Source organism: Kitasatospora sp. NPDC007106 (genome assembly GCF_040634455.1).
GTDB lineage: Bacteria > Actinomycetota > Actinomycetes > Streptomycetales > Streptomycetaceae > Kitasatospora > Kitasatospora arboriphila.
This window is the reverse complement of sequence record NZ_JBEYFP010000185.1, coordinates 1-10,166: the sequence shown is the minus strand read 5'-3', so window position 1 is coordinate 10,166 and position 10,166 is coordinate 1. Positions and strand designations below refer to the sequence as shown.

At 73.1% G+C, this 10,166-nt stretch carries 9 protein-coding genes; 2 read left to right on the top strand and 7 right to left on the bottom strand.

The window, feature by feature from the left end:
* Positions 1-308: 308 nt before the first annotated feature.
* On the bottom strand, positions 309-662 hold the full coding sequence (locus ABZ641_RS16990) for a hypothetical protein (RefSeq protein ID WP_344627440.1): 354 nt from the start codon (positions 660-662) through the stop codon (positions 309-311).
* A gap of 167 nt (positions 663-829) precedes the next feature.
* On the opposite strand from ABZ641_RS16990, the gene ABZ641_RS16985 reads away from it, so the two are divergent.
* Entirely contained in the window at positions 830-2,137 is a 1,308-nt protein-coding gene (locus ABZ641_RS16985; RefSeq protein WP_344627439.1) for an SUKH-4 family immunity protein, read from the top strand.
* Between the two features lie 28 nt (positions 2,138-2,165).
* Here the strand turns inward: ABZ641_RS16985 and ABZ641_RS16980 are convergent, their stop codons facing one another.
* The 6 genes from ABZ641_RS16980 to ABZ641_RS16955 all read right to left on the bottom strand — a co-directional run bounded on the left by ABZ641_RS16980 (position 2,166) and on the right by ABZ641_RS16955 (position 6,267).
* Positions 2,166-2,777 (bottom strand): endonuclease, encoded by a 612-nt coding sequence (locus ABZ641_RS16980; protein ID WP_359982635.1) that lies wholly within the window; start codon positions 2,775-2,777, stop codon positions 2,166-2,168.
* 72 nt (positions 2,778-2,849) lie between these two features.
* Positions 2,850-3,356, bottom strand: a complete 507-nt coding sequence (locus ABZ641_RS16975) for a hypothetical protein (RefSeq protein WP_344627437.1) — start codon at positions 3,354-3,356, stop codon at positions 2,850-2,852.
* A gap of 43 nt (positions 3,357-3,399) precedes the next feature.
* Complete coding sequence (locus tag ABZ641_RS16970; protein WP_359982633.1) at positions 3,400-3,879, bottom strand: GNAT family N-acetyltransferase; 480 nt, start codon at positions 3,877-3,879, stop codon at positions 3,400-3,402.
* A 1-nt stretch (position 3,880) separates the two neighbouring features.
* Positions 3,881-4,819, bottom strand: coding sequence for an RluA family pseudouridine synthase (locus tag ABZ641_RS16965; protein ID WP_359982630.1), 939 nt, complete (start codon positions 4,817-4,819; stop codon positions 3,881-3,883).
* A gap of 111 nt (positions 4,820-4,930) precedes the next feature.
* Complete coding sequence (gene lspA, locus ABZ641_RS16960; RefSeq protein ID WP_359982627.1) at positions 4,931-5,578, bottom strand: signal peptidase II; 648 nt, start codon at positions 5,576-5,578, stop codon at positions 4,931-4,933.
* A gap of 179 nt (positions 5,579-5,757) precedes the next feature.
* Complete coding sequence (locus ABZ641_RS16955; protein WP_344627433.1) at positions 5,758-6,267, bottom strand: TraR/DksA family transcriptional regulator; 510 nt, start codon at positions 6,265-6,267, stop codon at positions 5,758-5,760.
* Positions 6,268-6,895: 628 nt separating this feature from the next.
* On the opposite strand from ABZ641_RS16955, the gene ileS reads away from it, so the two are divergent.
* Positions 6,896-10,024, top strand: a complete 3,129-nt coding sequence (gene ileS / locus ABZ641_RS16950; protein ID WP_359982624.1) for an isoleucine--tRNA ligase — start codon at positions 6,896-6,898, stop codon at positions 10,022-10,024.
* Positions 10,025-10,166: the final 142 nt, after the last annotated feature.

The following is a 10,166-nucleotide window of genomic DNA, read 5'->3' as shown; positions in this document are numbered from 1 at the left end:
CTTGTCCTCGTCCGCCTTCGGCCAGTCGAAGCCGAGCATCTCCAGGACCCACTCAAGGCCGTCCGGCAGCATCAGCGACACGAGTCAGTTCCCCCCAACTGACCGGCCCGTCCGGCTCCGGGGCCGGGACGGGTGAACGAGAACGAAGCACAACACGAACGACGAACAGTCAGACGATCCTATTCATCACACTGACACGCCGTCGCCCCCCGACGCCGGGAAGATCCCCGGTCGGCGCCGTCGGGGCCGGCCCTTCACCGGCCCCGCACGAACACCGCGACAACCCTGCACACGGACCGGACGGTCCGTCACTTCCGCCGGTCGTCGCGCTTGGCGGAGCCGCTCTCCGCCTCCTCCTGCTCGCGGACCATCTTCTCCGCGCGCTCCTCCGACCTGCGCCGGTCCTCCGGCGACAGGTGCTCGGCGGCGTCGTGGATCTCGCCGAGCCGGCCGGTGATCGCGTGCATGTAGCGGTCGGACTCGATGACGTCCTTCATGCCGATCCGGCCGCTGAGCACGCCCTTCGCCATCTCCTGCAGCTCGGGGCCGACGTTGGAGTTGTTGGCGAGGGTGCGCAGTGCCTTGTGCAGTGACGCGGCCTGGGTCGGATTGTCCGCCACGTCCAGCAGTTCGTCGTCGCCGATCTCGTGCTCTTCGGCCATGGCGGCCACCTCCCCGTCGTCCTCAACCCTGGACTTCACCCCGGACCGCGGCGGGCCAAGACCGGTCGGCCGCGGTCGTTTTCGTCGTGCGATCATATGCAACCGTTCGGAGTCGACGGTGCCTGACGGTAATGTCGGCCGGAGTCCGCTACCACGGAGGAGTCGTCGTGATCACCCAGGAGCAGGCCCTCGCCGCAGCCGACCGCTGGCTGAACGGCGATGCGCCGGCCGAGCAGCGCCGTGCCGTCCGCCACCGCGAGTTCGGTCTCGGCTGGGTGGTCTGGGCCGCGCCGGCCCCGCTGGAGCGCGACCCCGTCACCGGGGAGCGGCGCCCGCCGGCCGACCTCGGCGACGCCTGCGGTGTGGTGGACCGGGAGAGCGGTGAGCTCACCGTGTGGCCCTCGATCCCGGTGGACGAGGTGGTCCGCGCGTACGAGGCCGAGCACGCCGAGCGGGCGCACCGCAACGACCCGCCCGTGACCGGCCCCGGCAACACCGCCGTCGCGACCTACGTGAACCCGGCCGACGGCGAGGAGGTCATGCTCTACCGCAACGCCGGTCCGGGTCTGCCGCCCGCGGAGTACCAGCTCGCCGCGGAGCTCGACCGGCTGGGCGTGCCGGCCGGGAACGTGGTCGCCGTCCACACCGATCTGCGCCCGGCCACCCTGCCCGGCGGCTACACCGCCGCCCTGCTGGAGCGCGCCTTCCCCAACGCGAGCGTCTCCTGCTCGCACACCTACGGGATCTTCGCCGACGAGCGGGCCGAGGGTGCTGCCGCACTCACGCTGCACGCCGAGCGGGTCGCCCGCCTCGCGGGGCAGGCGCTGCCTCCGCGCCCGCACCGGGTGCCGGCGCCGCAGCCCGGCGAGGTCGAGCAGGCCGCTCCGGTCCGTGACGTGGCGCTCGGCCGCCGGCTGGCCGAGGTGTTCGGCGAGGTCGTGCGGTACGACGCCGACGACATCGCGGGCAGTGCGCTGCCCGAGCCGGTCCGTTCCACGCTGACCTGGGCGGGGCTGCCCGCCGACGTGCCGCTGTTCTTCGTCGCGGACCGCCCGGACGCCCCGCCGGCCGGCGGCCTCCTCGCCGACCTGCGCACCCATCTGACGGCCGCGGGCACCGAGCTGGAGGACTCGCTGCTGGACGTCCTCGCGGGCTGGACGAGGATCGGCTCCGACGGCCTGTGCATCGTCGCCGTGCAGTGCACGGGGGACGAGCAGGGCCTCGGCTCGGTGTGGGCCGTCAACCCGCGCACCGGCAGCGGACGGTACGTCAGCGCCTCGCTCTCCGCCTTCCTGCGCGGCCTGGACGCCCTGGTGACGGCGCGTGCGGCGATGCGCGGGCTCGACCCGCTGGCCGCCGGTGCCGCGGTCGCCGCGCTCCAGACGGAGCTCGCCGGGATCGACCCGCAGGCCTTCCACAAGGACTCGACCTGGTGGAACGTGATCGTCGAGCAGATGTGGCACGGCCTGTTCTGACCCTGCCCCACGCGTTCGGGGGGCGCTCTCAGGAGAGCTCGACCCGTACCAGGGCGGCGGCCAGCGCGGGCAGTTCGGGTCCCGGCACCAGGGCGCCCAGGGCGTCGCCGTCGGTCGGCAGGCCGAGCGAGGCGGCGGCGTCCCTGGCACGGCGGTCGAAGGACGGTCGCAGCTCCGGCCAGACGCCCTGGACCTCGCGGCAGAAGACGTCCGCGCCGACCGGCCCGATCCGGGGGAACTCCTGGAGCAGCCGGTGCACCGCGGCCCGGTCGCCGTCGGCCTCGCCGCGCAGCCGGCGCAGATCGCCCCGCCAGCGGTCGAGGAGCAGCTCGGCGCCGCGGCCGAGGGCGGTGGCGGTGCTCTCGTCGTAGCGGACGTAGTGGGCGCGTCCGAGCGCGTCCACGCGGTCCTGCCAGCCGGAGTCGGCCATCGCCCGCGGGGTGCGCAGGCCGGCCCGGAAGAGTTCGCGGGCGGCGGCGGTGGCGATGTCGGCGTGGATCCGGGTGGAGCAGAGCAGGGTCAGCACCAGCAGTTGGTAGAGCGGCGCGGGCTTGTCACGCAGGGTGATCCCGGCTTCCCGCGCGTAGGTCTGCCCGCGCTCGCGCAGCAGGCGGGCCGCCGTCTCCACAGCCTCGCTCACCCGGGCGCGCCTACCCCGGTCCGCCGGTTCGAACCGCGGCCCGCAGGCCGGGCCGCGACGGTCGGGCAGCGGTCAGGCGCACCAGGCGCCGCCGGTACGGCTGGCGCGGACCTCGACGGTGTAGCCCCGTCCGCCGGCGTAGGCCCAGCCCACCGCGAGGTGGGCGGTGGTGCCGTCGACCTGTTTGGTGAAGCAGAGGCCGATCCGCTCGCCGCCGGGGTCGGTGCGCCAGGCCGGTTCGTCCGGGTCGGGCGGGGCCGGCTGCCAGCCGTTGCGGGCGGCGGCGGCCCGGTAGTGGGCCACGACGTCCGCCCGCCGGGCGGGCTCGTCGTAGCCCTGCCCGTAGTAGGCGAAGCGGTCGTCGTCGTCGCAGCCGGCGTACGGCTCCCCGTCGGAGTGCGCGCCCTGCGGCGCCCCGAGTGCCCGCACCTCGGCGGTCACCGGTTGCTGCAGGCGGCGGTCGGCGCGGGTGCAGCCGTACAGGCCGCCGTCGAGCGCCCAGTACCCGCCGCCGACGACGAGCGCGGCGAGCACGAGTCCGCCGCCGACCAGCGACGCTCCCACCCGGAGATCGTTCACGGGCGGGAGCGTAGCGGTCGGCGGGCCGCGGCGGAAGCGGCGGTCAGAACACCCGGACCATGGTGCGGTGCGGGATTCCGGCGTCCTCGTAGACCGGGCCCTCGGCGGTGTAGCCGAGCCGCTCGTAGAAGCCGAGTGCCTGGGTCTGGGCGTGCAGTTCGAGTTCGCGGGCGCCGCGCTCGCGCCCGGCCTCCTCGATGGCGCGGACGAGGTCGGCGCCGAGGCCGGTGCCGCGGGCGGCCTTGCGCACGGCGAGGCGGCCGAGCAGCACCCGGCCCTCGACGCCGGTGAGCTTCAGGGCGTCGGCACCGTGGATCAGGCGGCCGGTGCCGAGGCCGGTGCCGTCGGCGGCGACGGCGAGCAGGTGCACCGAGGTGGCGTCGAGCTCGTCGTACTCGAGCTCCTCGGGGACGTTCTGCTCCTCGACGAAGACCTCGCGGCGGACGTGTCGCACCTGGGCGAGGTCGGCCTCGCTCGTCGCGATCCGGATCTCGACGGCGGGCCGGTGGGTCGCGTCGGCCATGTCAGCTCTCCGCGGCGATGATGTCGAGGGCCTTCTGCAGGTCGGCGGGGTACTCGCTGCGGAACTCCACCCACTGGCCGTCGGAGGGGTGCTCGAAGCCGAGCTGGACGGCGTGCAGCCACTGCCGGGTGAGGCCGAGGCGCTTGGCGAGGGTCGGGTCGGCGCCGTAGGTCAGGTCGCCGACGCAGGGGTGGCGCAGCGCGGACATGTGCACCCGGATCTGGTGGGTGCGGCCGGTCTCCAGCTTGATGTCGAGCAGGGAGGCGGCGCGGTAGGCCTCGATGAGGTCGTAGTGGGTGACCGAGGGCTTGCCGTCGCGGGTGACGGCCCACTTCCAGTCGCTGCTGGGGTGGCGGCCGATCGGGGCGTCGACGGTGCCGGTCAGCGGGTCGGGGTGGCCCTGGACGAGCGCGTTGTACCGCTTCTCGGTGATCCGGTCGTGGAACTGCCGCTTGAGGTCGGTGTAGGCGCGCTCGGACTTGGCGACGACCATGAGGCCGGAGGTGCCGACGTCGAGGCGGTGCACGATGCCCTGGCGCTCGGCGGCGCCGGAGGTGGAGATGCGGTAGCCGGCCGCGGCGAGGCCGCCGATGACGGTGGGGCCGGTCCAGCCGGGGCTGGGGTGGGCGGCGACGCCGACCGGCTTGTCGACGAGGACGATGTCGTCGTCGTCGTGGACGATGTGCATGCCCTCGACGGGCTCGGCGACGATCTGCACGGGGGCGGCGGGGGCCGGGATCTCGACCTCCAGCCAGGCGCCGGCGGTGACCCGGTCGGACTTGGCGGCGGGGGAGCCGTCGAGCGTCACCTTGCCGTCGGCCGCCAGTTCGGCGGCCTTGGTCCGGGAGAACCCGAACATCCGGGCCAGGGCGGCGTCGAGGCGCTCGCCCTCCAGGCCGTCGGGTACGGGAAGGCTGCGGGTCTGCGCTGCGATACTCACTCGTACGAGTATGCCGGACCGCGGGGGGCGGCCCGACCGCCGCGGACGCGGTCCGCCCCGCCGGCGCGGGGCCTGCGGGGCGGTCGTCGTCGGGCCGTCACGCGGCCGCGGTCACTCCGCGCGGTCGCCGGTGCTCTCTCCGCCGTCCTGCGCGCCGTCCTGCGCGGCGGTCTGCTTGGCGCTCTGGTGGGTGGTGCCGTCCGGGTTGGAGCCGCGGAAGGACAGCAGCACCACGAGGATGCCGCCGCAGACGATCGCCGAGTCGGCGAGGTTGAAGACGGCGAAGTGCTGGACGGAGATGAAGTCCACCACGTGGCCGCGGAACACGCCGGGCGAGCGGAACAGCCGGTCGGTGAGGTTGCCGAGGGCGCCGCCGAGCAGCAGGCCGAGCGCGATCGCCCAGGGCAGGCTGTGCAGGCGGCGGGCGATCCGCCAGATCACCACGATCACGGCGGCGGCGATGGCGGTGAACACCACCGTCATCGCCTGGCCCATGCCGAAGGCGGCGCCGGGGTTGCGGATCACCTGGAAGGTCATGACGTCGCCGATGACCTGGATCGGCCGGTGGCCCTCCAGCCGGGCGACGACCAGCAGCTTGCTGCCGAGGTCGATCAGGAAGGCGAGCAGGGCGACGGCCAGCAGCACGCCGACCCGGCGACGGCGGACGCTGCGGGCGCCGCCCGCCGCGGTGGCCCCGGCCGTGGCGGTGCCGGGCTCGGAGGCGGACTCGTCCACGGCGGTCTCCGGCTCGTACGGCACGCGTGCGGTGGGGACGGCTTCGTCCTGCGTCTGGGGGGAACCTGGAGTGCTGATGATCCGCTCCGCTGCCGTGTACAAGAGGACCGGCCCGAGGCGGGCCGACCTGGGCCGGGGTTACGGGGACGAGCGTACGGCACTCGGCGGCCGGACCGCCCGTTCCCCGCCACCCCGGACGGGCGCTACCTGCGCTCCTGCTTGGCCTTGCAGCTGACGCAGAGCGTCGCCCGCGGGAACGCCTGGAGCCGGGCCTTGCCGATCGGCTGGCCGCAGGACTCGCAGACGCCGAAGCCGACGCCCTCCAGGCGGGCGAGCGCCCGCTCGGTCTGGGCGAGGCTGTCGCGGGCGTTGTTGGCGAGGGCGAGCTCGCTCTCGCGGTTGATGTTCTTGGTCCCGGCGTCGACCTGGTCGTCGCCGGCGCCGTCGTTGGAGTCGCGCATCAGGCCGGTGATCGCGGCCTCGGAGGCCTCGATCTCGGCGCGCAGGCGCTCCAGGTCGGTGTTGAGCTCGGCGTGCAGCTCGGCCACCTCGGCCGACGTCCAGGCGTCCTCACCGGGGCGTACGGGCAGCTCGGCCGGGTCCACCGACTCGGCTCCGCCGCCCCGGGCGCCGGAGCCCGCCGGGACGTGGGTGCGGCTGGCCGCCGCCCGGCCGGTGGTGGTGGTGCTGGTCTTCCGCCGTGCAGTGCTCACGGTCCCCTCCCCTGGGTCGCCTGCCACAGCCTCCCGCGTCCGCTTGGTGGCGGTACGCGTGCCAGTTGCTCTCTCAGCCATGGCTTTCGACCTCATTTACGAATGATGCGAACCGCCGGTTCCCGGCGGCCTCTGGTGCCGGAAAGATAAACCCCATCGAATCCGGTCACAACGTGACATACCGGCGTCAGATCCGATCCCACTCGGGCAGCCTCTGCCGCCACCGGTGCCCGAGCGCTGACCCTGTTGTGCCCAGATCGCCACCGGCTAATCGCCACCGGCCGACGGCGGCCCGCGCCGGGCGGTGCGGGTGCCGCAACCGGTTTGCCACGGCCGATACACTGGCCTGGCGAGGCGCAGATGGGACGAGTACCGCTGTACGCAGCCACCAGCGACCCGGGGACGGTGCGAGCCCGGGGGTGTGCACGGCGCGAAGATCACCCCGGAGCCGCCGGAAGAACGGCCGTCCGACCCGCTCGGACGGCCCAGTAGAACCGGCAGCAGACCCAAACAAGAGGGTCGCGGGCCGGTCCGGCCGCGGCCAAGGAGGGTGGTACCGCGGGACGGCCTGCCGTCTCGTCCCTCCGTCGGAGCCAGTCCACGCATCCGTCGGAGGTAGACGCCAGCGATGAGCACCTACAACCCCGTCCCCGCGCAGGTCGACCTGCCTGCGGTCGAGCACGGCATCCTGTCGTTCTGGCAGGACAACAAGATCTTCCAGCGCAGCCTGGAGCAGTCCGAGGGCCGCCCGGAGTGGGTGTTCTACGAGGGCCCGCCGACCGCCAACGGCATGCCCGGCGCCCACCACATCGAGGCCCGCGTCTTCAAGGACGTCTTCCCGCGCTACCGGACGATGAAGGGCTACCACGTCGCCCGCAAGGCCGGCTGGGACTGCCACGGCCTGCCGGTCGAGCTCGCCGTCGAGAAGGAGCTCGGCTTCTCCGGCAAGCAGGACATCGAGGCGTACGGCATCGCCGAGTTCAACGCCAAGTGCCGCGAGTCGGTCACCCGGCACACCGACGAGTTCGTCAAGCTCACCGAGCGCATGGGCTACTGGGTCGACCTCGACGAGGCCTACCGGACGATGGACCCCTCCTACATCGAGTCGGTCTGGTGGTCCCTCAAGCAGATCTTCGACAAGGGCCTGCTGGTCCAGGACCACCGGGTCGCCCCCTGGTGCCCGCGCTGCGGCACCGGCCTGTCCGACCACGAGCTGGCCCAGGGCTACGAGACCGTCGTCGACCCCTCGGTCTACGTCCGCTTCCCGCTGACCTCCGGCCCGCTGGCCGGCGAGGCCGCGCTGCTGGTCTGGACGACCACCCCCTGGACGCTGGTCTCCAACACCGCCGCCGCCGTGCACCCCGAGGTCACCTACGTGGTGGCCACCGACGGCACCGAGAAGCTCGTCGTCGCCGAGCCGCTGGTCGCCAAGGCCCTCGGCGAGGGCTGGGAGACCACCGGGCAGAGCTTCACCGGCGCCGAGATGGAGCGCTGGACGTACGACCGGCCGTTCCAGCTGGTCGAGATCGAGAACGCGCACTTCGTGGTGACCGCCGACTACGTCACCACCGAGGACGGCACCGGCATCGTCCACCAGTCCCCCGCGTTCGGCGCCGACGACCTCGCGGTCTGCCGCCGCTACGGCCTGCCCGTGGTCAACCCGGTCGAGGCCGACGGCACCTTCGCCGCGGACGTCCCGCTGGTCGGCGGCGTCTTCTTCAAGAAGGCCGACGAGGCCCTCGTCGCCGACCTGCAGGCCCGCGGCCTGCTCTTCCGCCACCTGCCGTACGAGCACAGCTACCCGCACTGCTGGCGCTGCCACACCGCGCTGCTCTACTACGCGCAGCCGTCCTGGTACATCCGCACCACCGCGGTCAAGGACGCCCTGCTCCGGGAGAACGAGAACACCAACTGGTTCCCCGAGAACGTCAAGCACGGCCGCTTCGGCGACTGGCTGAACAACAACATCGACTGGGCGCTTTCCCGCAACCGCTACTGGGGCACCCCGCTGCCGATCTGGCGCTGCGACGAGGGCCACCTCACCTGCGTCGGCTCGCTCGCCGAGCTCTCCGAGCTCACCGGCACCGACCAGAGCGGCCTCGACCCGCACCGGCCGTTCATCGACGACGTGACGTATCGCTGCCCGCAGTGCTCCGGCACCGCCGTGCGCGTCCCCGAGGTCATCGACGCCTGGTACGACTCGGGCTCCATGCCGTTCGCGCAGTACGGCTACCCGTACCGCAACAAGGAGCTGTTCGAGAAGCGCTACCCGGCGCAGTTCATCTCCGAGGCGATCGACCAGACCCGCGGCTGGTTCTACACGCTGATGGCCGTCGGCACCCTGGTCTTCGACAAGTCCTCCTACGAGAACGTGGTCTGCCTCGGCCACATCCTCGCCGAGGACGGCCGGAAGATGTCCAAGCACCTGGGCAACATCCTCCAGCCGATCCCGCTGATGGACCAGCACGGCGCCGACGCCGTCCGGTGGTTCATGGCCGCGGGCGGCTCGCCCTGGTCCGCGCGCCGCGTCGGCCACGGCACCATCCAGGAAGTCGTCCGCAAGACCCTGCTGACCTACTGGAACACCGTCGCCTTCCAGGCCCTGTACGCGCGCACCGCCGACTGGGCGCCCTCCGCCGCCGACCCGGCGCCCGCCGACCGCCCGCAGCTCGACAAGTGGGTGCTCTCCGAGCTCAACACCCTCGTCCGCGAGGTCGACCTGGCCCTGGAGGCCTACGACACCCAGCGGGCCGGCAAGCTGCTCTCCGGCTTCGTCGACGACCTCTCCAACTGGTACGTCCGCCGCGGCCGCCGCCGCTTCTGGCAGGGCGACGCCGCCGCGCTCGCCACCCTGCACGAGGCGCTGGAGACCGTCACCCGGCTGATGGCCCCGCTCACCCCGTTCATCACCGAGCGGGTCTGGCAGGACCTGGTCGTCCCGGTCGTCCCGGGCGCCCCCGCCTCCGTCCACCTCGCGAGCTGGCCGACCGCCGACGAGACCCTCGTCGACGCCGACCTCTCGCGGAACATGGCGCTGGTGCGGCGCCTCGTCGAACTCGGCCGGGCCACCCGCGCCGAGTCCGGGGTGAAGACCCGTCAGCCGCTCTCCCGCGCGCTGATCGCCGCGCAGGGCTGGGACGAACTCCCCGCCGACCTGCGGGCGCAGATCGCCGAGGAGCTCAACGTCACCACCCTGGAGTCGCTGGCCGGCGTCGGCGCCTCGCTCGTCGACACCACCGCCAAGGCCAACTTCCGTGCCCTCGGCAAGCGGTTCGGCAAGGGCGTCCAGGACGTCGCCAAGGCCGTCGCGGCCGCCGACGCCGCCGTCCTCGCCGCCGAACTGCGCGCCTCCGGCACCACCGGGGTCGAGCTGAACGGCGAGCGGATCGAGCTCTCGCCGGACGAGGTGATCATCACCGAGACCCCGCGGGAGGGCTGGGCCGTCGCCAACGAGTCCGGTGCGACCGTCGCCCTGGACCTCGCGATCACCCCGGAGCTGAAGCGGCTCGGCATCGCCCGCGACGCCATCCGCCAGATCCAGGAGGCCCGGAAGAACTCCGGCCTGGACGTCGCCGACCGGATCGTCCTCCGCTGGCGCGCCACCACCGAGGAGACCGCCGAGGCCATCGCCGAACACGGCCCCCTCGTCGCCGAGGAGGTCCTCGCCGTGGACTTCGCGGCGGGCGCCGCCGACTGGGAGTCCGAGAGCTTCACCGACGACTCCCTCGGCCTCGCCTTCCAGCTCCGCAAGGCCTGAACGTAGAGGTCGACCACTAGGGGCGCGTGGGGGTACCTCCCGGCCGAAGGCTGGGGGAGAACTGCGCAGCCCTTGGAAACGGCGAACCCCTAGGGGCGCGGGGAACTGCGCAATTCGGATGCGGTCATCCTTCCGAATCGCG

Coding starts and splice junctions, on each gene's coding strand:
- ABZ641_RS16990 (WP_344627440.1), bottom strand. CDS start 662: ATGGCCGAAGAGCACGAGATCGGCGACGACGAACTGCTGGACGTGGCG.
- ABZ641_RS16970 (WP_359982633.1), bottom strand. CDS start 3,879: ATGGCCGACGCGACCCACCGGCCCGCCGTCGAGATCCGGATCGCGACG.
- ileS (WP_359982624.1), top strand. CDS start 6,896: ATGAGCACCTACAACCCCGTCCCCGCGCAGGTCGACCTGCCTGCGGTC.